At 34.2% G+C, this 23,238-nt stretch carries 17 protein-coding genes; 12 read left to right on the top strand and 5 right to left on the bottom strand.

Annotation, left to right across the window (positions count from 1 at the left end; genetic code table 11):
* Positions 1 to 9 precede the first annotated feature (9 nt).
* From GJV76_RS02535 to GJV76_RS02500, 8 genes are all read left to right on the top strand, one after another.
* Positions 10 to 1,233: a DUF4876 domain-containing protein gene (locus GJV76_RS02535; protein WP_155091074.1), complete on the top strand. Its 1,224-nt coding sequence runs from the start codon at positions 10 to 12 to the stop codon at positions 1,231 to 1,233.
* A 10-nt stretch (positions 1,234 to 1,243) separates the two neighbouring features.
* Positions 1,244 to 2,761, top strand: coding sequence for a DUF6850 family outer membrane beta-barrel protein (locus GJV76_RS02530; protein WP_155091073.1), 1,518 nt, complete (start codon positions 1,244 to 1,246; stop codon positions 2,759 to 2,761).
* A gap of 16 nt (positions 2,762 to 2,777) precedes the next feature.
* Complete coding sequence (locus tag GJV76_RS02525; protein ID WP_155091072.1) at positions 2,778 to 3,908, top strand: cytochrome-c peroxidase; 1,131 nt, start codon at positions 2,778 to 2,780, stop codon at positions 3,906 to 3,908.
* A gap of 303 nt (positions 3,909 to 4,211) precedes the next feature.
* Positions 4,212 to 6,968: a TonB-dependent receptor plug domain-containing protein gene (locus tag GJV76_RS02520; RefSeq protein ID WP_155091071.1), complete on the top strand. Its 2,757-nt coding sequence runs from the start codon at positions 4,212 to 4,214 to the stop codon at positions 6,966 to 6,968.
* A 3-nt stretch (positions 6,969 to 6,971) separates the two neighbouring features.
* Positions 6,972 to 8,201 carry a DUF4876 domain-containing protein gene (locus GJV76_RS02515; RefSeq protein WP_155091070.1) on the top strand — a complete coding sequence of 410 codons (1,230 nt, stop codon included), beginning with the start codon at positions 6,972 to 6,974 and terminating at the stop codon, positions 8,199 to 8,201.
* Between the two features lie 12 nt (positions 8,202 to 8,213).
* Entirely contained in the window at positions 8,214 to 9,746 is a 1,533-nt protein-coding gene (locus tag GJV76_RS02510) for a DUF6850 family outer membrane beta-barrel protein (RefSeq protein ID WP_155091069.1), read from the top strand.
* A 26-nt stretch (positions 9,747 to 9,772) separates the two neighbouring features.
* Positions 9,773 to 10,918, top strand: coding sequence for a cytochrome-c peroxidase (locus GJV76_RS02505; RefSeq protein ID WP_155091068.1), 1,146 nt, complete (start codon positions 9,773 to 9,775; stop codon positions 10,916 to 10,918).
* 314 nt (positions 10,919 to 11,232) lie between these two features.
* Positions 11,233 to 13,008, top strand: a complete 1,776-nt coding sequence (locus tag GJV76_RS02500; RefSeq protein ID WP_155091067.1) for a nuclease-related domain-containing DEAD/DEAH box helicase — start codon at positions 11,233 to 11,235, stop codon at positions 13,006 to 13,008.
* An 840-nt stretch (positions 13,009 to 13,848) separates the two neighbouring features.
* Here GJV76_RS02500 and GJV76_RS02495 read toward each other — a convergent pair.
* Positions 13,849 to 14,724 carry a helix-turn-helix domain-containing protein gene (locus GJV76_RS02495; protein ID WP_155091066.1) on the bottom strand — a complete coding sequence of 292 codons (876 nt, stop codon included), beginning with the start codon at positions 14,722 to 14,724 and terminating at the stop codon, positions 13,849 to 13,851.
* 584 nt (positions 14,725 to 15,308) lie between these two features.
* Here GJV76_RS02495 and GJV76_RS02490 point away from each other — a divergent pair.
* A complete protein-coding gene (locus tag GJV76_RS02490) occupies positions 15,309 to 15,620 on the top strand; it encodes a winged helix-turn-helix transcriptional regulator (protein ID WP_155091065.1) in 312 nt (103 codons plus the stop codon).
* Here the strand turns inward: GJV76_RS02490 and GJV76_RS02485 are convergent.
* Positions 15,617 to 16,141 carry a GNAT family N-acetyltransferase gene (locus GJV76_RS02485; RefSeq protein WP_155091064.1) on the bottom strand — a complete coding sequence of 175 codons (525 nt, stop codon included), beginning with the start codon at positions 16,139 to 16,141 and terminating at the stop codon, positions 15,617 to 15,619. The genes GJV76_RS02490 and GJV76_RS02485 overlap by 4 nt on opposite strands.
* 220 nt (positions 16,142 to 16,361) lie before the next feature.
* On the opposite strand from GJV76_RS02485, the gene brnQ reads away from it, so the two are divergent.
* The 3 genes from brnQ (at position 16,362) to GJV76_RS02470 (ending at position 19,186) form a co-directional block, all read left to right on the top strand.
* The gene (brnQ, locus tag GJV76_RS02480) at positions 16,362 to 17,714 is read left to right on the top strand and encodes a branched-chain amino acid transport system II carrier protein (protein ID WP_155091063.1); all 1,353 of its coding nucleotides are present in this window, start codon (positions 16,362 to 16,364) and stop codon (positions 17,712 to 17,714) included.
* A gap of 72 nt (positions 17,715 to 17,786) precedes the next feature.
* Complete coding sequence (locus GJV76_RS02475) at positions 17,787 to 18,326, top strand: helix-turn-helix domain-containing protein (protein WP_155091062.1); 540 nt, start codon at positions 17,787 to 17,789, stop codon at positions 18,324 to 18,326.
* Between the two features lie 209 nt (positions 18,327 to 18,535).
* Complete coding sequence (locus tag GJV76_RS02470; protein WP_317162591.1) at positions 18,536 to 19,186, top strand: IS3 family transposase; 651 nt, start codon at positions 18,536 to 18,538, stop codon at positions 19,184 to 19,186.
* Between the two features lie 47 nt (positions 19,187 to 19,233).
* Here the strand turns inward: GJV76_RS02470 and GJV76_RS02465 are convergent, their stop codons facing one another.
* The 3 genes from GJV76_RS02465 to GJV76_RS02455 all read right to left on the bottom strand — a co-directional run bounded on the left by GJV76_RS02465 (position 19,234) and on the right by GJV76_RS02455 (position 22,997).
* Entirely contained in the window at positions 19,234 to 19,641 is a 408-nt protein-coding gene (locus GJV76_RS02465; RefSeq protein WP_230381488.1) for a hypothetical protein, read from the bottom strand.
* 444 nt (positions 19,642 to 20,085) lie between these two features.
* Entirely contained in the window at positions 20,086 to 21,516 is a 1,431-nt protein-coding gene (locus tag GJV76_RS02460; RefSeq protein ID WP_155091059.1) for an RtcB family protein, read from the bottom strand.
* Between the two features lie 386 nt (positions 21,517 to 21,902).
* On the bottom strand, positions 21,903 to 22,997 hold the full coding sequence (locus GJV76_RS02455; protein ID WP_155091058.1) for a slipin family protein: 1,095 nt from the start codon (positions 22,995 to 22,997) through the stop codon (positions 21,903 to 21,905).
* Positions 22,998 to 23,238 lie beyond the last annotated feature (241 nt).

Raw genomic sequence — 23,238 nt, 5'->3', positions numbered from 1 at the left:
CTTATAAAAATGATAAAACGACTTTTACAATCATTATGCTTACTACTAGTAGTATTAGGTTTTAATGCTTGTTCTTCTGATGACAATAGCAATATGACAGGGGATGAGCAGACTTTCGTAACATTCTGGATTAATGATCCTCAAGATGCGAAGATAGAAGAGATAAAACAGATGACTATTTACTTGACAGAACTAAACTCTAATAAGAAAACGGAGTTAGTATATGAAGGAGATAAGAAAATACAGAAAGCACTTCCTACGGGTACTTATGATATCACAGTAGAAGGTGTAATCACACATAAAGTAAACGGTGTAGTAGAGGAGAGTAAAGTAGGTAACTTTATTAAAGGAGTAGTGATCTCGGGTAGAGAAATGACTAAGGCTATCGATATCGTATTTAAAACGAGTAGTACAGGTTTTGTAATAGAAGAGGTATTCTTCGCAGGGACTAAAACACCACAAGGACTTCAGTATACAGATGACCAATACTTTAAAATAACAAATAACTCTGATGAGGTATTGTATTTAGACGGAATGTTATTTGTACAATCTAAGTTTATGACAAATGATAAGCAAGATTATACACCTAATATTATGAGTGAGGCATTGTCTGCTGGAGCTATTTTACAGTTCCCAGGTAAAGGAAAAGACCACCCAGTAGAGCCAGGCAAATCAGTAATCTTTGCAGAGAATGCTATTAACCATAGAGAATTTAACAGCAACTCAATTGATTTGACTAACGCAGAGTTTCAGAATTTTAGAGATGGTGTACATGATGTAGTAGGATTAAAAGCAGCTAAAATGATTACGATTCACGATGAATTAGTGGTTAATATTCAAGGAAGTTATGCTTATGCTTTAGTGAAAATGCCTGAGGGAATGACAACGGAGAAGCTAGTAGTAGATAATATATATGATTATGAGTACGAAATGATATTCGGAGGAGAAGCATATCCTAGTGTAGACTCTGCTATTAAAATTCCAAACTCATGGATAGTAGATGCTGTAAACTTAGGTATCGCTGATGAGTATATGTGGAATGTAACATCTCCATCAGTAGATATGGGGTATACTTATATCACACAACATGTAGGGGATGAAGGAAGATATGGTAAGGCTGTAAGAAGACATGTATTAGGTAAGAATGCAGCAGGGAACAATGTTCTAAAAGATACTAATAATTCGACAGTTGACTTTGCACCTGCAGTAAGACCGTCATTATTTAAATATTAATTAGTGTAGTATGAAGCACTTTCATTTTGGGTTATGTCTGTTGTCATTGTTGAGTACTGTATGGGGATATGGTCAACAGTCAGATTCATTGGCAATAAAAGTAAAGGAGAATCAAGATGTAATACATCATTTTGAAGAACCTATTTATGTCAATCCATCTCACTATTTAGACTATAGAAAGTACAGCTTAACTTCTTTCGAAATCGCAAAACAGAATAGTAAGAATGAAACAACCTTAGCTCAAGAGGGTAAAAACAGAGATGATTTGTCTTTTCAAGCGAATGCTTACCATAAATTAGATAAGCATAGTGCTGTGTGGGGCAGTGCTACTTATCAACAAGGTAAGCGAAGAGATGTAATGTGGAATGAGAGTGCGGATTACCATTTAATATTTCCGTATGTGGTAGCGGATAGTGTAGGTGGAGATATTAAGTATGAAGATTATCATATCGCTGGTGGTTATGCCCAACGATTAGGAAAGTACAATATCGGTATCTCTGGTTTTTATAAAGCGAAGATGGAATACCGGAATATAGACCCTAGACCTAAGAACCTCTCTGCTCGATTAGGAGGGAATATAGGTGTGAGTAGAGTATTTAAGGAGTTCTTTACTATAGGGGTAAATACTTCAATAGAGAAATATACACAGAAACACAAGATGGACTTTTATAGTCCTACTGGATTTCCTGTGATATATGAGATGAGTGGAATGGGAAACTTCAATAATCTATTGAAAGGAAAAAGAAGAGAGGCTTATTATGATGGTTGGAGGTATGGTACTTCTCTACAAGTATATGACACTTATCAGAAGAAGTGGTTTGCCACAGTGGGAATGAATATTTTTAGTTTTGAGAAGTTACTGCCTGATTTCTATGATTTGCAAGTTTCTAAAGTTAAGGAGGTAGAGCATTTCTTCTCTGTAGGGAAGCTATTTGATGTACAAGCTACTCAGTTAGGTGTTCGCTTAGATGGAAACATGAAGACGAGAAAGGGTACAGAGAATTTGTTTGTCAATGTGAGCGCTACGAACTATTTAAAGATAGGACAAGAAGAACAATATAAATACGAGAATAAGAGTCTTAGATTAAGTGGAGTATTTAAGTATGGAACTTTAAATAGTGTGTATAGTATCTTACCGTATATAGGAATAACTCAAGAGGTAGAACGTTATAAAAAGCCTTATTCTAAAACAGATATTCAGTATACCTATATGGGAGCAGATTTACAATGGATGTACACATTTAAGGATAGAAGTCTATTGACAGTAGCTTCTAATTGGAAGGTAAGACAAACTGCTAAAGAAAAGGCTACTTTTAATTATGGAAATAGTAATGCTATAAATCAAATGCTACTTGATAACTATGCTGTTCAGATAGCAGAGTATTGGGAAGGAAGCTTTAAGGTTCGATATGATTTTGCTTTGCCGAAAGTAATAGATGTATTTGTAGGTGGAGAGTATTATTTCCAAAATTATAAGCAGTTTCAAAACAACAGTAGTGTGATGATGAGTTTAGGGATTACGTTTTAAAAGAGAGAGAAGATAGATGAAAAAAAAGGTAGGTGTTATTATTGGGGCGGTATTACTATTTATAGGATACACTAATTTTGAGGTAAGATCAGTTTCAGAATACACAGAGATTACAGATCAATATAAAAGACCTATAAGCTATTGGCCTAGTCCGATAATAGATAAAAGTGTAGAATGGAAAGAGTTTGGGGCAATAGAGGTAGATACATTATACTATGAGACACAAGATTTGCCAGAAGTGGTATTAGGTAAAGCACTGTTCTTTGACCCTAAGTTATCAAAGTCTAATCAGATATCTTGTAGCTCTTGTCACGATCCTGAAATGGGATGGACAGACCATAGACAGGTATCACTAGGGAATGATCATTTATTAGGAGCCAGAAATACTCCTTCTTTATACAATATTGCTGAGCGTAGTTCTTTCTTTTGGGATGGTAGAGCATTAACGCTAGAAGAGCAAGCGATGGGACCTTTATCTGCTCATCATGAAATGGATATGGATGTCAAATCACTACCAGCGAAGTTAAGCAAGTATAAAGAGTACAAGCCCTTGTTTAAAGAAACTTACGGAGATGACAAAGTGACTTATGAAAGAATAGTGGGGGCAATAGCTACTTTTCAAAAGACAATTAAAAGTCAGCCTAGTCGTTTCGACAAATTTATGCAAGGAGAGTATCAGTACCTAACAGAACAGGAGATATATGGAATGCACTTATTTAGAACTAAGGCAGGATGTATGAATTGTCATCATGGTAAATATCTTACAGATGAGTCTTTTCACAATATAGGATTGACATATTACAAGAGAGAGTACGAAGACTTAGGATTATACTTACATACCAAAAAGGCAGATGATGTGGGTAAATTTAAAACACCTTCTTTAAGAGACCTATTAGTGACTAAGCCATGGATGCATAATGGGTTAATGGATGACTTAGAAGGAATAGTGAATTTGTATAATAGTGGGATGCACATGATAGACCCTACAGAGGAAGAGAAAGCATTAGATCCACTCTTTCCTCTAACAGATCCACTGATGAAACCATTAAAATTAAATGAGAAAGAAATAAAAGCTATTGTAGCATTTTTAGAATCAATGTCAGGAAGTTACTATAAAATGGAACGTCCTATTTTTCCAACGAAGTAACGCTTATTTACTTTAATGGTATGTAAAAAACTTCTTTAGAGACAGTTCTAAAGAAGTTTTTTCTTATTTAGAAGTAATCAGTATAGTGTTAATGATGGGGACTTGGATGTAATGATGTGTTTATAATGTAAATTGGTTTAATATGTTGAGTATTTTTCATCTATTTTGTTTAATATGTGTTTTTTATGCTATTTATATTAAATCTTAAATATATATGTGTAATTAATTTGAACCAAGTCTAAATAAATTGCGTAATGTATTTTTCTTGACTACTTTTGTCAACCTATTTGAAAATAGATTTGAATGAAATGCGCGACACATTTAGCAAAACATATTTTTCTAACTATTGTTTTGTTATTCAGCTCTTTACTTTTTGGTCAAGGCAACAAAGTTTCTTTATCTTTAAGAGCAGTTGATTCTGCCAAAATACTCATCACAGATGCCACCATAATCGCTGTTGATAGTAAGAATCAAAGTTATATCCAATTGACTAATGATAAGGGAGAAGTTATTTTTAGCTTAACTCCCGATAATTATACTATTCATGTGAATCATATTGGATTTCAGCATGAAGAATTTTCAGTATCCTTATTAGGTGATTTATCAAGAGAAATTGTTTTAACGCCTAATGCTAACATTTTAGAGGAGATGATTATCACGGCCACAGAAAGTAAAGGTTTAACTTCTACTTCAGTGATTAATCGCCAAGCGATGGAACATTTGCAACCTTCAAGCTTTACGGATCTTATGGAATTATTGCCAGGTGGTCAAGCAAAGGATCCTATCTTGACAAGTGTTAACCCTGTGCTATTACGTGAAAATGGCAGTAGTGGTTATAATACCAGTTCCTTGGGAGTTCAGTTTATGATGGATGGGAATGTGCTTAATTCTAATGCGGATCTACAAGTATCCTCAAATACAACATCAGGTCCTCTTGGCAAAACTTCTCACATAGGTATTGATATGCGTAGTATTGCTACCAATGATATTGAAAGTGTTGAAGTGATTCGCGGTATTCCTACAGCTGCCTATGGTGATTTAACCTCAGGATTGATTAAAATCAATAGAAAGGTTGGGTATACTCCTTTACAAGCTCGCTTTAAAGTGGATGGCTTTAGTAAATTGTATTATGTAGGAAAGGGAATTGATACCAAAAGTGGTTGGAGGCTGAATGCAAGTGTTGATTTTTTAGATGCTAAAAGTGAACCGCGAAATGTACTTGAGAATTATAAGAGAGTTTCTGCTTCACTTCGTTCGGAGAAAGCATGGACTTTGAATGATACGGAGTTAGTTTGGAAATCCAATCTTGATTATAGTGGAACGATCGACAATGATAAGTTTGATCCTGATACAGGTTTTGACCGTACAGATTCTTATAAGAATAGTAAACAATACTTTTCATTAGGTAATAATTTACAATTGAACTTCCCAGAATATGCGGTGTTTAATAATGTAAAATTGAATACATACATCTCTCAAGGAATAGAGGATATCAAAGGAAGTGTCTTTGTTCAACAAAGTGGGCGAAATGCCATACCTATATCAAACGAGACAGGAGTTAACGAAGGTGTTTTTCTACCTTCTTCTTATGTGTCAAACTACAAGACGCAAGGAAGACCTCTGAACATAAATACAACTTTACAAACTACTTTGGGGTTTGTCACAGGGGGGATTAGTCATGAGATTGAATCCGGTATTGAATTTAGATATTCTAAAAACAACGGAGATGGTGAGGTCTACGACCCTATGTTACCTCCAACATTAGGTGTTGTAAAAAGACCAAGACCTTTTAAGGATATACCTGCTTCACAATTATTAGCTGCCTATATTGGAGATAGAATGGAGTATGACTTGGGAGCACATCACTTACAATTATACGGAGGACTTCGCATGTCTAAAATGTTAGGTATTAGCAAGGACTTTAGTATTAGTGACCGCGTTTTTGTAGAGCCACGTGTCAATTTTCAATGGGGATTACCTGAGGTGAAGATAGGGAATGATTTTTTGAAAACAGATATCACTGTAGGATATGGTGAACTCTATAAACAACCTACTCTGGCATTGTTATATCCACAAGATAGATATTTTGATATGGCTCAAGTAAGTTATTATGATCCACAAAATGATAACTACTATGCTCAATTTTATACGTATAGAATGTCTTTGCAAAATCAAAGCCTGATTGGAGCAAAGAATATCAAACGCGAGATTAGACTGGATTTAGCTTATAATAAACATAAATTCTATATTACTTACTTCGACGAAAAGATGTCAACAGGTTTTAGAGATATGACACAGTTTATGGGGTTTGAATACGATCGATATGAAGCTAAGGATATCGTGTGGAATGACGAGTTAGGCCGCCCTAACTTAGATAGTTCCACTTCTACCAATAAGCAAGTAATGTCACAGTATTCTCATACCGAAAACGGTAGTAATACTTTTAAAACAGGGATTGAATTTGGATATAGTTCTCCGCGATTCGAAAGTATTAATACTCGTTTTACTTTGAATGGAGCTTGGTTTAAAACTACTTATTCAAATAGCGCTCCTATTTTGCATAGACCTGGTCTATCTGTAAATGGTCAAGAGTTTTTATATGCCGGTATATATGCTGATGATAATGGGTATAGAAGGTCTTCGTTAGTTTATAACTTGGTTGTAGATACTTATTTACCAAGCTTAGATATGAATATTTCAGCTTCTCTACAAGGTGATTTGTTTAGAAGAGATTTGAATTTGAATCGAGTGGCAGCTCCTTATGCTTATATAGGTATTGATAATGTTGTACATGAGTATACTGAAGAGAGTATGAAGGATCCAATGCTTCAACATTTAGTTAGAAATGTTTCGAGCACTGACGGGATGGAGAAACGCACGCCTTTTACTTTTAATGCAAACTTTAAGATTTCTAAGCGAATATATAAGTCTGTAAAAGCGTCAATGTTTGTTAATCGACTATTTACGCATTATGAATCTTATACCTTCAACGGTGTGAAAGTTAATAGAAAAGATGATAGTGGTCCCTATTTTGGAATGGAAATCAATTTTAATATTTAGAAAATGAAATTTAGACAAATATATTTAGCTGTTTTATTAACAGTAATGAGCTTAACTGTTAGCTCTTGTCTTAGTGATGATAACGCAACTGAATTAACTCAGAATGCCGTTGTTTCTATGACATTTAAAGTTGATGATGTTAAGGAAATTAAAGAGTTAGAAGTCGAATTTACCGAGGTGAATACAGGGATGAAGACAATCGAAAAGGCTGAGAATACGCCTTATTTTTCAGTTGCGCTTCCAGTGGGATCCTACCGAATGTCTTCGGAAGGTATTGGTATTCTTGAGGATGGTGAAGAAGTAATTTTAGGTAGCAAAAACGAGATGCTTGATATTACAAGTCAAGTAACGAATGTGAATATCAAATTGACAGTTAAACAATTTACTGATGATTTTATTTTTGAAGAATTATTTTACACTGGTTTTCAGACCAATGAAGGAAAATCATACCAAACGGGTAGGTATTTTAAAATTGTCAATAATACAGATAGAGTGCTCTATGCAGATGGATTGTTAATCGCTCAATCTGACTTCATGACTACACGCGATAATAAAGAAACCCCATTCATTTTAGATGAGGCATTTGTTTGTCAATCTGTTATGATGCTACCTGGTAATGGAACGGACTATCCTGTTGAACCTGGTGACTTTATCGTTATTGCAGACAATGCACAGAATCACAACCTGCCCAATGTGGCTGGACCTGACTTAACAAAAGCTGACTTTGAGTTTCCAACTTTAGACGGTCCAAAAGTGCAGCCAGATAATCCAAGTGTACCAAACGTTGATGTAATTTATACAAAAATGAATTTTGGTATGTTTGTCATGCATGACCGTGGTTATACAGGTTATATTATTGCTCGTTTTCCTGATGGAGAAAGTGTTGATAGTTGGTTAAGTGAGCACAAGTATGACTATTCTTACTTGACTGGATCTGGAAAAGAGCAGAGTTTTAGTCGCTATAAAATTCCAAATAATTGGATATTAGATGGTGTGAATAATAGTATTCCTGATAAGCTGGAGCGTTTGGTTACAAGTGCTGGTATTGATAGTGGTTTTACTTACTGTGCAACATCGGATGGTGATAAGGGAAGATATGGTAAATCGGTGCGTAGAAAAGGTTTAGGACAGAATGAATTTGGAAGAGAAGTATATAAAGATACCAATAATTCATCAGTTGATTTTGTTCCCGAATCAAGAGCGTCTTTACTAGATGGAATTATTCACAATTAAAGAAGGACAAGATTGAAGAAGATTGTTGTAAATAGTATCAGTGGTTTATTTGTTTTTATCTTATCACTGCAGACTTACGCTCAGCACGTAGTTGCGGATAGTCTTTATATTAATAGAGAACTACAAACGAACGTGTACACTGAATTTGGAAAGGAGTTCTTTGCTAATCGCTCGTATATGTATTCGGCAATTCCCTTGTCGTATTCTGAATTGAATATGAATTATCAGTCTGATCGGAAAGATGCTTATTTGGTACAAGATGGTGATGGATTAGACGCTTTTAGTGTCAATACTTTTTCTTACCAAAGATTGAAAGGGAACAAAGTTATTTGGGGTGGTGCTTCATATAAGAATCAAAAGCAAAAGAATATGATGTGGAATGAAAATATGGATAGGCATATTTTGGGTCCTTATGTTGTAGGGGATTCTATTGGTGGTACGATGAAGCAAGATATTTATCACTTTAGTGGAGGTATTGCTAAGGAATGGCGGAAATTTACACTTGGTGCTGAGGTTACTTATACGGCAAAAAGCGGTTATAGGGAAGTGGATCCAAGACCTAAAAATACCGTTTCTGATTTGAAGGTGCACTTAGGTATTACCTATAATGTCTTTAAAGATTACGAGATTGGTGTATATACTCATTTGAATAAGTATTCACAAAACTCAAGTTTGAAGTTTGTAAACTTATTAGGTAAACCAATCGCTTATCATCTGACAGGCTTGGGATCTTATAATTACTATTTTAGCTCGGCTGTTGATATGACTAATTTATACGAAGGTTTTGGTTATGATGTTGGAGGTACCATTGCTAAGAATAAGGGGAAAGATTTTGTGATTCAAGGAGCTTTTGGCAAATTTCAAGTAGATAAAGGGATAGGCAGTTCTCCTGCAAAAGATATGTCTAAATTGGAAACCAAAAAGTATACAGTAAGTGCTGTTAAATACATTGATTTTGAACAACATCGCCTTGGAGCTAAAGTAAGTTACCTCTTGAGTGAATCGAGAGGAACAGAGTATTTTTATTCGAAAGTCGAAAAATTAGAGACCAAGATTGCAGAGAAAGAGTTGTATAAATTTGTACGCAGCGACATTTATACTTCTATTTTCTATCAGTATAGTACTGCTTTAAGTAGATTCACTGTTACTCCGCTATTTGGAGTGGAACAAACAGATGAAAAAAGAAGGGATACACAAGTTAAACAACGATTTACATATATTCATTTAGGTATTGAAGTAGATTATTTGAGAAGTATTAATACTTCAAGTACAATTAGTCTAAAACCGTATTTTAAGGTTAGAAACTTAAAAGAAACAACAGAAAGATTGAAAGAGTTCCACTATAGCCCTGCTATGAATCAATGGGTTAAACAGGACTATATGATTAACTCTGCAAATTATTTTAATTGTGGCTTAGTAGTTAGATATGATTTTAAAGTACAGAACTTACCTAATATTTTTGTACAAACTCAATTTGAACAGGTTAAATATAATGTGAATGAAACAAACAATTTCGTTAGTGCAACCTTAGGGGTTACATTTTAATGAATTGTTATTTAATAAAATAATTAATGAAAAAGATAGTTTATTTGTTATCTGGAGTCATGGCTTTTGGACTGGTTAGTTTTAGTTCTGAGTTTACAAGTGTTTTGTGGAGTGATACTCCTGATTACACTAAAATAGTGGAAATGTACAAGAAACCGATTAATGAGTGGCCGAAGCCAACGATTGATCCGGGAGTAGAGTGGAGTGAATTTTCAAGTATTAAAAGAGATACAGCTTATTTTGTAGATCAGGCTAAGCCAGAAGTATTGTTGGGAAGAATGTTGTTTTTCGATCCTAAGCTGTCTAAATCTAATCAAATATCTTGTAGTTCTTGTCACGATCCTGAAATGGGATGGACTGATAGACGTATGGTAGGATTAGGACATGATCATTTAAAAGGGGCACGCAATACACCTTCTTTGTATAATACAGCCGAGCGTACTTCTTATTTTTGGGATGGTAGAGCAAACTCTTTAGAAGAACAAGCAAATGGACCTTTGAGCGCTCATAATGAAATGGCAATGGACGTAGTTGAATTACCTGCAAAAATGAGTAAAATTGAAGGCTATAAAAAGTACTTTATTGATGCTTTTGGAGATGATAAAATTACATACGATCGAATTGTAGGTGCAATTGCCTCATTTCAACGTACAATTAAAAGTCAACCAAGTAGAGTAGATGCTTTCATGGATGGAAAATACAATGCCCTAACGGAAGATGAGATTTACGGAATGCATTTATTCAGAACGAAAGCTCGTTGTATGAATTGTCACCACGGACAGTACTTTACAGACGAATCCTTTCACAATATTGGTTTGACGTATTACAAACGTAAATTCGAAGACCTGGGAAGATATGTCGTAACTAATAATCCTGATGATGTAGGTAAGTTTAAAACTCCTGGACTTCGAGATTTGTTGAATACAAGACCTTGGATGCACAATGGTTTGTTCGATGACTTAGAAGGTATTGTGAATATGTATAATAGTGGGATGCATATGATTGATCCTAAGCCTGAGCAAAAATTAGCAGATCCTCTTTATCCTGTGACTGATTCTTTGATGAAGCCTTTAGAATTAAGTAAATCTGAAATAAAATCTTTAGTGTCTTTTCTTGAGGCACTGTCAGGTAGTAAGTTTAAGATGAGACGTCCTGAGTTTCCTATAGAATAGTAAGAAGGTGGTTATTTTAACTACCTTTTTTTGGCTGTAAACAGAGTTATCTTAAATCTTGCTTTGCTGTTAAGGATAAAATAGGAAAGGGATAGGATAAACTTCTATGGACATTGTTATTTCTCTATGGATAGAGCATGTACAGTCATTTATATCAAAAAAAGGTTTCTTACAATAAAGTGTAGAAACCTTTTTTTATGTAAATGCAAGAGCTATGACAAAAAGATTATAGTAAAATGTCTGTTATATCTTATTAAAAAAACGTACTATATCTGTTATTATTGTTAAATTAGAGGATATTTAAAGTTATAGTTATGTCGTTACAAATCTATCCAGAGTATCCTTTGGATGAGTTAGAACAATTATTGATAAATGGAGTAAAAGTTCCTTATGGTGAATTCTTAGTTTACAAGGATATAGTGGATGCGCTAAGTGATAGCCCTCACGATTGGTACGTGTGGTATAGTATGAAGTTGCCGTTCCACGATAATTCAATGATCAAGAGAGTAAAAGCAGATGCAGAGCTCGATTTTATTATTGTCTCTAAATTTGGAATTATTGTCATGGAGGTGAAGGGAGGAAATATTTCTGTTGATCAAGGCCGTTTTTGTTATAAAGATGGCAAACGAAAAAAGTGGTTGAACCAAAATCCATTTGAACAGGTTAAAGGATATAAGTATACTTTAATGAATAAGGTTTTTCCAAGCTTTAAGCATATTGCTTTTTGTGAAGCTGTTTCTTTTCCTACTACAATGATTCCCATTGAAAATACAATCTATGATTCTAAATTGATTTATAGTGAGTACACCAAAAGAAATAAATACAAGAATATTGAAAAGTTTTTAATGCACATTTATGATTATTCGAAACATAAATTAGAAAGTATTCATCCAATTCGCTTTTCCAATTTAACTCCTGGAGAGATTGAGACTATCGTCAATACTTTTAACCCTGTCGTATCGGATACAAATGTGTTCCAAAGTCGTGATTCTCTCGCTTGGTTGAAAGAACGCAATCTTGATATTTTGTATTCGCTATCTGAAAACCCAAGGCTAATGATTGAAGGTGCTCCTGGTACAGGTAAAACGACAATGGCAATGGCCTATGCTGAAATGCAAGTTGGTCGTAAAGGTATTTACTTGTGTTGGAATTTGCTTCTGTGTGGTTATAATGCTCAACGATTTAAGGAACTGAAAGTGAATATTGACTGTATGACATTTACGCAGTTCGTCATTGAGAATTTGCCAAATGTAAATGAGAGTGATTTGTATTATTTAGAACCAAGTAAGTTTGCTGCATATATTCGTGAAACAATTGACTACTTACAAGATAGTGGTAAATTGCCAAATTACGATTTTATGATTATTGACGAAGCGCAGGATCTATTCGATCGCAACTTACACTTGATGATGCATAAGTTATGTGGTGATCACAATGGAATGAAGCAAGGTAATATCATGTTGCTATATGACCTGGATCAAAGTTTTTCACTTTTCGGAAGGGATGTTACGGATTATGCTTATTTCTTGAAAGAGTATTTTACACACTTTAAACTTCACAAAGTTAGACGTAGTGCTCAAAAGACACAGATTAGGAAAATTGCTGAACATATACAGAGTCATCCTGAAGACTGGGATGATGTTACAACACATCATGAGTATGATGAAATTGAACTCAGGTCTTTTGATACTCGAGATGAATTGAAATATGCTATGGAGGAAATTATAAAGAATATAAATGACCCAAGTTCCTCTTTAATGGCAGAAGATGTTATTGTTCTCGTTCAAAGTAAAGTTTGGCAGCGTAAGAATAACGTTGCAGATTTGATATTGGAAATGGGAATGGAGGAGCTTACGATTGAGAACCTTAGTTTAAAGCCTAATAAACTTCAATATACTACTGCAGTTAAGTTTAAAGGACTGGAGCGTAAACACGTTATCTTAATTGTGGATAAACCTAATAAGTTGACGCCATATGAATGGTACATAGGTTGTACACGTGCTATTGAGAATTTGTGTATTTGGCAATTACATACTTATGAAGAACATGATGGAAATGGGGAAGATGCCTATAAACGCCGTAAAGCTTAAATCTGAAATATTGATTGAAAGACTACGGTGGTAGTATATCTGTGCAATTAGTTGGAAACGCGAAGTGTTTGCTTTAAAACTATTTAGTGTATGGTTGAAAATTGTAAGAATACTTGAGGCAAAAAGAATATAAGAAATCTCAGGGATATTATTTATGCTGTTTCTATTTTGGAAAATAGGATTAATGCTTTCTTTGTGAGATTGTCTAAAGGTGTTTTATCACCTGATTACAGTTTATGTAAAGATCTTCAATGGTTGTCTTATTAGAAGTATGATAGCGATTTCCTTTATCTGTAGATGGAGAACGGTATACTAAAGTTTGTTGAAGGAATTAAGTTTAAACTGCTTGTTCTTCCCATTCTCGCTATTAAAAGAAAGTTACTTAGAAGTATTTATTAGAAATTAGTATTTAATATTAAAGGGATAATGTAGTATAATGTCTCTACTTAGCTTTGTAACGATGGATGATTGAATAGGTATTGTAACAGTAGTTAAGGAAATAAGATTAGATATCGTAATAGGACATCTGTTCAAGTAAACTGAAAAGGCTTGACTATTTATATTGTCAATTAAAACTTTATGATTATTTAGAAATTTAACTTGTTCTAAATTTTTCTACAACTGAGATAGAGATTCAAAATGAAAGCAGCCACCTTTTTAAGGTGGCTGCTATGCAATAAAAAAAGATTAGGGCTACTGTTTCTTCAGTTATTTTAATTGCTTGAAGAAAGAGCAATAATTATACATGAAGTAATTTAAGTGAAAATGTTTTTTTCTGTTGTAAAAATAAGATTTTTATCTCACATAAACTTATAAATTTCAAATGAATTTATGTGTTTATTAGTTTTTCCTAAATACGTTTGGACTCATTTTAGTTGCTTTTTTAAAGAAACTAGAGAAATATGTTGGATATTCAAAGCCTAATGTATAAGCTATCTCTGACACACTCCAGTCTGTTGTACTTAGTAGTTTTTTAGCTTCAACAAGTATTCTTTCTTGTATACATGTTGAAGTAGATTTACCTAATATCTTATTAATTGTGTGATTCAAGTGATTTGTATGTACACTTAGTTTTGTTGCGAAATCATTAGGAGTCTTTAATTCTAAGACATTTTGAATAGATGTCACAGGGAACTGTTTTTCTAATAATTCCAAAAACTGTGAGCACAAACGTTGTGGCGCATTCTTTTTATGTTCTACTTTATAAGCAACATTTAGTTTATTACTTTGGTGAATAATAATCTCAATGTAGTTTCTTAATAATTCTATTTTCTGTGCGTAAGATTGTGACGCTTCTTCTTTCATCTTTTTGAAGATAAAAGAAATTAATTCATCCTGAGATGGGGTTAGACTAAAAACAGGGTTCTCCTCAAGGTGAAATAAAATCGATTTCATTAAGTTACTTTTGAAACCTAAGAAATTATTGCTAAATAAACAGAAGTAACCTTCTGGATTTTCAGATATAGGTTCAAATGTATAAGGAGATAAAGGGTTTGAAAAGAATAAAGTTGGACCTTCTAATTCAATTACCTTTGTTCCACTAAAAAATTTACTCTTGCTTTTTAAGTAAGAAACTTTGTAGTAAGACTTTTTATTGTAAGGAATGAATAATTTCTTTCCTTCTTCTTGTGTGTAAATTTTAAAGTCTTCATTTGGTGAATTTTTCAATTCAATCAAACTAGATTGAATTTGAATTTTTTGTCTTGTGTTTGTCATAATAGGTGTCTTTTGTGTGTTGTGAAAGTGGCTTAAGTTTTCTTTAACACTTGTTCGTAATTAATAGTACTAAAGGGTTGTTTCATTGTATCTACTTATATGTGTTTTTATTCTGTCTTATTGCTCATACTTGTATATTGTAAAAATATTAACATAAAATGTATTGAAGTTGTGTAAAAAGTTTTTTTTATTGACTTTTTTACCTAAAATAAGGCGATTTTTTATGGTTTAAAGGTTGCTTTATGTTGTTTTTTTAATATTGTTTTATGTGATTTATATAGATATTTTTCTTTGATTTATAGATATGGAAACTGAATTGTTAAAGAATACTATTTAATTTTAGTATGTCTTCAATGTGAATAGGATAAAATGTGTCGTCTTATTTTTGTTAATAGTTACTTAAAATTTTAGTATTGTTAGATTTTTTGTTTATGCTTATTATTTCTTATTTCTTTAATTTTATGAGTAGTTGTATCTGATCTTCCACAGATGGAATATTTTCGATTTGTTAACTTGCGATTTATGGTAGGCTCAGTTTTAATACTTAAATTTGTATAGAGTGGTTAAAATTTAAGTGTGATTTAATGAAAAAAGAGGAAGAAGTGAATAAAGAATGTCCTGCAGAACAATTGCTAAAGACATTAGGGGGGAAGTGGAAAATGCATATTTTGCATTCTACTGAGGGAAAGCCTAAGAGATTTAGTGATTATATGCGGTTGATTGAAGGAACGAATAAACAATCATTGTCTGTTGCACTACGCGAGCTTGAAAGTGATGGCCTATTAATTAGACAGGTGATTACCGAAAAGCCTATTCATATAGAATATTCATTGACTGAGAAAGGAAAACTTATTATTCCAATTTTCGACGATTTATATAAAACCTTAACTGATTAATCAGTTAAGGTTTTTGTGTATTGAATACGTGTCACTTCTGTTGATATCTTTGTTTCTTGTGTTTTTCTGTATCCTCTTTTTTGTAATAGCTTCTCTGATGCTTTATTACCTTTGATTAGGTGTGCAATGATCAACCTCTTTTTTAGAATGTGTTGTATATAATCTTCTACTTTTATTAATAATTCTGTTGCAAGTCCCCTTCTCCAATAGGTTGATAGGATAATGTATCCTATTTCTATTGCATTATCTGTTTTATCACAGTCATACAAACCTATTTCGCCTATTATTTTATTGTCTGCTTTATGTGTTATTTTATAAATTCCTATGCCATTTTCATATAGCTTATTATAGGATTCAAACTTCATTGACAAGTACTCTGATGTGTAATAATCTTTTCTATTGGGAATCCAACACATTGTTTCTTTGTCGTTATAGTAGTGTCGAACCTGCGGAATATCATTTAACAAATTAATTTTGTTGATATATAACCGGTCTGTCTCAAGGAAGTTGTTATTGTTCATTTTTTAACATTTTTCGGTTTTGTATTGTATTCTATTTTTTGAAATTGGTATAAATTATGTGATAAGGTCTAAATAAAAATGAAACGTAATTATTAAAGTTGTTTTAATATTTTTATATATTGTACCCCCGTTTTGGTATCAAAACGTTATTTTTTAATCATAATCTCTTTTTGATTTTTCTCTAAATTTAAATGAAAAAAGATTAGACATAATTTATCGAATGAATAAAAAGAAGTTTTTCGATGCGTTAACAATAGGATTTGCACTTTTTGCAATGTTTTTTGGCGCTGGGAATATCATTTTACCACCTATTATTGGTCTTTTGACTGGTAACGATTGGAATTGGTCAGTTACAGGCTTTTCCTTAACAGCTATTCTTGCTCCTTTTCTTGGTATCATTGCTGTACTATACTCAGGTGATGAGTTCACTGATTTAGGAAAGCGAATTGATAGTAGATTGGGATGGATTCTGGCAACAGCTATCATCTTAAGCATAGGTCCTTTGGTGGCTATTCCACGTACAGCAGCAACGACCTTCGAGATTGGTGTGGTTCCTATATTTTCTGATTTTAGTCCAGTTCTATCTTCTCTTATTTTCTTCGGAATTACTTTAGCACTGTCAATTTCACCTTCCCGTGTAGTTGATATTATTGGGAAGTATTTGACCCCTATATTATTAATATTGTTGATTTTTTTAATTTTCTTAGGGATTACAAGCCCATTAGGTCAGTTAGAAGAAACTAATATTAACGGATTGGAGGCTTTTAGAAAGGGATTTTATGAAGGATATCAAACGATGGATGTGTTAGCTTCAGTAATTTATGCAGGAATTATTATTTCTGCGGTGAAAGCTCGTGGATATGTAGAGTTGGGTGAAAAAACGAAAGTTACTTTTATGTCAGGCTCTGTTGCTATATTCTTTTTGTTATTTATTTATGGAGGTTTGGTTTACCTGGGAGCAACTTCTGGTTATCCTATAAATGATAGCTTAAAAAGAACGGAGTTGTTGTTACATATTTCAAATGGCGTTCTGGGTTCAAGTGGTACTATAGCCTTGTCTTTGTGTATTGCTTTAGCTTGTCTTACTACGGCAATCGCTTTGGTATGTGCAACAGGTACTTTCTTTAGTCAGTTGACAAACGGCAAATTGAGTTATCGCTTTATCGTTATTGTTACCTGTTTATCATCTGGATACCTAGCTGTAAAAGGCGTGGATGATATTATTGATTATGCAGGGCCTTTCTTAGGGATAATTTATCCAATAACGCTTACCTTGATTATATATATGGTTGTTTTTGGTAAATATGTAAAGAGAAAAGCTCCTTTTGTAGCTGCAATTATAACTACAACTGTTATTGCTTTGTATCAGTTTGTTGTTTATATGATTGGTTTGTATAGAGAATCAATTTTTGAGAATAGAATGCATGCGACTAATACTATTGATAGACTTAATTCATTAATAGAAGTTGTTCCAATGAGTCGTTACGATGTGCCGTGGTTGATTCCTTCTTTTATTGCTTTTACAGTTGTTTATTTTTTAGGTAAAGTTGTTTTCCCTAAAAGGGAAGCTTAATGAGATATTTAGTACAAAAAAGCCAATCATAGACATGCCCCAAAAAGTTAGACACATTTTGGGGCATTTTTTATGAGTAGAAAACAGAAATACAATTATGAATTTAAGTTACGTTTAGTAACTATAATTCTAGAAGGGAAACATAGTTTAACAGGACTTGCAAAAGAGGAAAGCATTATGCCTTCGAATCTGAGGTTTTGGATTAAACTTTATGAAGCTTATGGCAAACAAGGCTTACTGGGAATTTCCCAAAGTAACTTTACGATAAAGGAAAAAGTTAGCATTATACAAGACTATCAAAAAAGTGGATTATCTTTGATTAACACCTGCGTTAAGTATAGAATCTCTAGTTCTTCTGTGTTATTACAGTGGATTAAAAAATTCCAGAATAATGGATTTAAAGGCTTGGAAGATAATCGAGGTGCACATTTTAGGAAAAACAAAACAAACATCAAGATGACTAAGAAAAGAAATATTCCAGGGATAAAAGCATCGATGAGCGAAGTAGAGAAGCTAAAAATAGAACTAGCATACTTGCGGGCAGAGAATGATTATCTAAAAAAGTTAGAAGCCTTAGCTCAGAGCAAGCAAGCCAAAAAGAAGAAGCCGTAATAATTACGGAGCTAAGGCGCATACATAAACTAGAATATTTACTACACTTAGCAGGGCTAGCTCGTAGTAGTTATTATTACCATACGAAGAGTATAACTTTTTTGGATAAACATGCTGAATTAGGTAAACATGTAACTCGTATTTTTACTAAGTATAGAGGATTATATGGGTACAGAAGAGTCACATTAATGCTTCGATGAGAACTCAAAATACCTGTAAATTTCAAAACTGTCGCAAAACTAATGAAAGAACTAGGTCATAAAAGTGTGATTAGAGCAAAGAAATACAAGTCTTTTAAAGGAGATATAGGTAAAGCAACAGAAAACGTACTAAATCGAGATTTTAATGCAACTAAGCCTCATCAAAAATGGGCTACAGATGTAACAGAGTTTAATGTTAAAGGAAGTAAATTATACCTATCTCCAATAATAGATTTGTTTAATGGAGAGATAATTAGTTATAATTTATCCACTTCTCCAAACTACCAGCAGATTCTTGATATGCTCAATAAAGCATTTAAAAGAAGAAAAAAAGACAAAGCAACTGACATAGAAACCATACTTCATTCTGATCAGGGTTGGCAATATAGATTACAGAGATACCAGAATAAGTTAATGGATAATAATATTAAACAAAGCATGTCCAGAAAAGGAAATTGTCTAGATAATGCTATAATCGAAAATTTCTTTGGAGTATTGAAATCAGAACTGTTTTATTTAAAGAAATACAACTCCATATTGGAATTAACTCAGGAGATAAAACAGTATATAAAATATTATAATAACGAGCGAATACGCATTAATTTAAATGGAATGAGCCCAGTAGAATACCGAGCTCATTATATTAAAAAGATTGCATAACTTCGTCCAACTTTTTGGGGTCAGTCCACTTAAGGGCTTTTATTTACTTATTTCTTATCAATACACTTTAGCAGTGACTGAAACATTTTACTATCGATATTGAGCTTTCTAAACTCTATACTATCAGGATTTAAAGCCCCCATAGACTGATAGATACCATCTCGCTGCGGTTGTATAACAAACCAAGCTATAGCACTTTCTACCATATGAGGATGCTTCGGATCGTCTGACAAATTATCTCGAACATATGCCTTAATGATTATACTGTCGTCAGATATATCCTCTATTCGCACAAAATAGTTGCTATCAGTATATTCGAAATTACTGTGCTTAATAACTTTAGATAAAATATAATTACAATCGTTAGGAGCTATTTTAGATTTATTACTTGCAAAAACGTTAATGCAACTAAAAAGAAAAAACACACTAATACTATTAATTATTGCCTTTTTCATATTCAAGAACTTATTACTTTACTTTCAGCTTAGTAAATGTACTTATTTCTATTGAAAAAAGACAATTATTATCGACTAACTTTACTCTTTCAGCAAATTGTAGATCATTATTCTCTAAACTGCCTATACTCTACCTAAAAAACGCATAATAAAACTATCAGCCTAACAATTAAAACCAAATGTAGTATACATCTATATCTTTCCTTTATAACAACAAGCAATTTTGCCCAACGAAGCTGTAAACTTCTTTTGCCTTGTCCTCCATACTACTCTAATTCTTCAACTAAATACCCTACGCTTTCAATTGTTTGACTTCCCCTATTTCAAGAGCTGTATATGTTTTGACTTCTCCAATTTTATATAGTGATACTGTCACAATAGTCCTTTTTATACGTATAAATCAACAAGCCACATGATTACTCTTGTAGCTTGTAACCTTACTTCTTAATCCTCTCTACTTCCATCATCTGCCATACGCACAATCTTAGGCGTAAACATCGCGACGACATCAACTAACTCTCCCTGTGCAGCCATCACTTGGTGGATATCTTTATACGCCATAGGCGCTTCATCTTTACCCGCTCCGATTAGCTGCACGCCACAGTCTGCTAATACTGCCTTAATATCTTCTGCTTTCAGGTTCTTGATTGCTTGTGTTCGACTCATCTGACGTCCTGCTCCATGCGAAGCAGAGTTTAGAGCGTCCTCTTCTCCTTTACCTCTCACTAAGAATCCTGGTGCGGTCATAGAGCCTGGGATAATTCCCATCACTCCTTTACTCGCAGGAGTAGCTCCTTTACGGTGTACAATAACCTCTCTACCTTGGTACATCTCTTTCCATGCAAAGTTGTGGTGATTCTCTATCTTAGCTAACACCTCAGCACCTATCGCTTTAGTCAACTTATCGTGAATTACCTCGTGACAGGCCGAAGCGTAATCTCCTGCCAAGTTCATCATCGCCCAATACTCTTGTCCTGCTTCTGATTTTAAGTCAAGGTAAGCTAAGTTCTTTGCTTCATAAGGCAACTTACAGATATCCTTAGCGATCTGCGTATACCTACCTGCTATAGTCGCTCCCATTCCTCGTGAACCAGAATGTGTTAGTAACGCTAAATAAGTTCCCTTATCAATATTCAACACCTCATCACGCTCCAGAAACTCCATCAATCCCCATTCTACAAAGTGGTTACCTCCACCCGATGAACCCAATTGTTCCCATGCTTTATCTTGCAAGTTCTTAATAAAAGGGTTAAGGTTAAACTCTCCTCTATCTAAGATATCGTGTTGTGCTTTATACTGCCCTTGGAATCCATGACCTGCTCCAAACTTAGTATGCTTAACCAATTGTTCTTTTAGCAAACCTTCCATTCCGTAGAACTCCACTCCCTTAATATCAAAGATTGACAAGGCCATTCTACATCCGATATCTACACCTACCCCGTAAGGAATGACAGCATTCTCTGTCGCTAATACTCCTCCGATAGGCAATCCATAGCCTTGATGCGCATCAGGCATCAAAGCACCCGCCACTGCTACAGGAAGCTTCGCTGCTGTCTGCATCTGCTTGATAGCTCCTTCTTCTATATGTTCGCTACCATAGATGCTATACCCTACGCCATGTTCTCTTAGTGGAATAACATCCTCCTCTTCACGTTGTCCTACGCCTTCTACAATAGCTTTGGCCAACTTACCAAAAACATGGTGGTTTATATAATCTTCCGCCTTATCTAATACCATTTTATAATGGGCTAACATCTCTACTTTAGTTAGACCTGTTCTCTTCTTGTTTGCTTTCAGAGCAATACCCAACAATTCTGTTTGTGGGTATCCTAAAGCCATTAAATCATTTCCATTAATTGGTGTATTATCTTTCATTTTTTATCAATTTAAAATTAGTGGGGAACGGAAAACCGAAAACCGAAAACCGAAAACCGAAAACGGGGAACTGGAGGACCGAGCGTTAAGAAAGTGCCCAGGTGGCTTTTCGGGGAACGGAAAACAGAAAACAGAAAACAGAAAACAGGGAACTGGAGGACCGAGCGTTAAGAAAGTGCCCAGTGGGCAGTTTTAGCGAAGGGGCCAGGAGGCGCGGTGGCTTTTTGGGGAACTGTAAACAGAAAACAGAAAACAGAAAACAGGGAACGGAAAACAGGGAACGGAAAACTGTAAACTGTAAACTGTAAACTGTAAACTGTAAACCGTAAACTGTAAACTGTAAACTGTAAACCGTAAACCGTAAACTGTAAACTGTAAACCGTAAACTACCTCGAAAACACCTCTTTCAATTGTTTCAATACATTACCTCCACCAGACAAGCTGATCTCACCTACCTTATCAGCGATCTTCTCAATGTATTCCATCTCTTTTAATCGCATTAGCATTTCGTTTTCTTCCATCAACTTAGCAGTGTTTAACAAGCTACGTGTAGCAGCTGTTTCCTCTCTACGTGTGATCATATTGGCTTGCGCTTTTTTCTCCGCGATCAACACCTGATTCATGATCTCTCTGATATCTCCTGGCAAGATGATATCCTTGATACCACACATTTTTACCTCAATACCTAAAGTAGCAATCTCATCTTTTATTCCTGATAAGATCTCCGTAGACAAGTTTTCCTTGTTTTCCATCAACTCGTCAAAAGACATTCTACCTACTTTCTCTCTCAACACTAACTGAACTACATTGTACATCTGTTTCTCTACCTCTTTGTTATCCACATAAGCTTTCAATAAGTCTTGTACTTGGTACACCAAGTTAAAGTTGATACGCAACTGCACTTTATCTTTTGTCAAGATCTCCTGTCCATTCATATCCATCACTTGCTGACGTATATCAACTAAAGTGATTTGTACCTTGATATCGTTTTTCCAATATCTGTACTCACCTGCATTCAAGATTTCTTGAAACTGTCCATCTACGAATAACAATCCTTTCTCATTCACCCCAACTGTGTACATACGCACATAGCTTGGCATATTAGACTTACCAGTGATATTTCTTGCTATTGACTTATCTACTGCTAACCCTTCTGTATTATATCGCTCAAAAGAGTATTCCTTCGCAGCCTTCCAATAGATATGTCTTCCAGCTCCTAATACATTATTAAACACCTTGTTTCTATAAACCAACACTACCTCATTGTCCATCACATCGATTACTTCAAGCATCGCATTTAACTCTGCATTTTGCAACAAGGCATCCATATCTCTACGCATACCGAATGCCTCAGCCATATTGTATTCTAATACTTCTCTCTCTCCCCACAACCAATACTGACCTGCAGTATATACTTTTTGCAACTCTCCTTGTTTAAACACTAAGGCAACGTGATTTGTTTTTACTTGTAACTTTTTCATGATTCTATATTTTTAATGTTTTATGTCTTTATCATAAAGAACAGTCTAAATAGGTCTCCCTTACCTCAGGCGGAAAAAGAAGTACACTTAGAAATAGAATAGCTTGTGTATAGCCCAGAACAACTCACTGAGCAAGTCATTCACTCTATATCATCCCCTATTCCTCTTTCAGAGTATAGCTTGTTTTTACAGGCTTTGATAAGTTGTCTTTTATTCTCTTAGTCTAAGACTGCAAGAAAAA

Source organism: Myroides albus, from assembly GCF_009711045.1.
Lineage (GTDB): Bacteria > Bacteroidota > Bacteroidia > Flavobacteriales > Flavobacteriaceae > Flavobacterium > Flavobacterium album_A.
Note: the sequence above shows the minus strand (reverse complement) of the source record. Positions and strands in the feature narration are given on the sequence as shown.

What these genes read in the sequence shown, in the direction of transcription:
- GJV76_RS02465 (WP_230381488.1), bottom strand. Translation starts at nt 19,641, where the DNA reads ATGAAAAAGGCAATAATTAATAGTATTAGTGTGTTTTTTCTTTTTAGT.
- GJV76_RS02530 (WP_155091073.1), top strand. Translation starts at nt 1,244, where the DNA reads ATGAAGCACTTTCATTTTGGGTTATGTCTGTTGTCATTGTTGAGTACT.
- GJV76_RS02520 (WP_155091071.1), top strand. Translation starts at nt 4,212, where the DNA reads ATGAAATGCGCGACACATTTAGCAAAACATATTTTTCTAACTATTGTT.
- GJV76_RS02515 (WP_155091070.1), top strand. Translation starts at nt 6,972, where the DNA reads ATGAAATTTAGACAAATATATTTAGCTGTTTTATTAACAGTAATGAGC.
- GJV76_RS02500 (WP_155091067.1), top strand. Translation starts at nt 11,233, where the DNA reads ATGTCGTTACAAATCTATCCAGAGTATCCTTTGGATGAGTTAGAACAA.
- GJV76_RS02485 (WP_155091064.1), bottom strand. Translation starts at nt 16,141, where the DNA reads ATGAACAATAACAACTTCCTTGAGACAGACCGGTTATATATCAACAAA.
- GJV76_RS02475 (WP_155091062.1), top strand. Translation starts at nt 17,787, where the DNA reads ATGAGTAGAAAACAGAAATACAATTATGAATTTAAGTTACGTTTAGTA.
- GJV76_RS02455 (WP_155091058.1), bottom strand. Translation starts at nt 22,997, where the DNA reads ATGAAAAAGTTACAAGTAAAAACAAATCACGTTGCCTTAGTGTTTAAA.
- GJV76_RS02525 (WP_155091072.1), top strand. Translation starts at nt 2,778, where the DNA reads ATGAAAAAAAAGGTAGGTGTTATTATTGGGGCGGTATTACTATTTATA.
- GJV76_RS02535 (WP_155091074.1), top strand. Translation starts at nt 10, where the DNA reads ATGATAAAACGACTTTTACAATCATTATGCTTACTACTAGTAGTATTA.
- GJV76_RS02505 (WP_155091068.1), top strand. Translation starts at nt 9,773, where the DNA reads ATGAAAAAGATAGTTTATTTGTTATCTGGAGTCATGGCTTTTGGACTG.
- GJV76_RS02490 (WP_155091065.1), top strand. Translation starts at nt 15,309, where the DNA reads ATGAAAAAAGAGGAAGAAGTGAATAAAGAATGTCCTGCAGAACAATTG.
- brnQ (WP_155091063.1), top strand. Translation starts at nt 16,362, where the DNA reads ATGAATAAAAAGAAGTTTTTCGATGCGTTAACAATAGGATTTGCACTT.
- GJV76_RS02495 (WP_155091066.1), bottom strand. Translation starts at nt 14,724, where the DNA reads ATGACAAACACAAGACAAAAAATTCAAATTCAATCTAGTTTGATTGAA.
- GJV76_RS02460 (WP_155091059.1), bottom strand. Translation starts at nt 21,516, where the DNA reads ATGAAAGATAATACACCAATTAATGGAAATGATTTAATGGCTTTAGGA.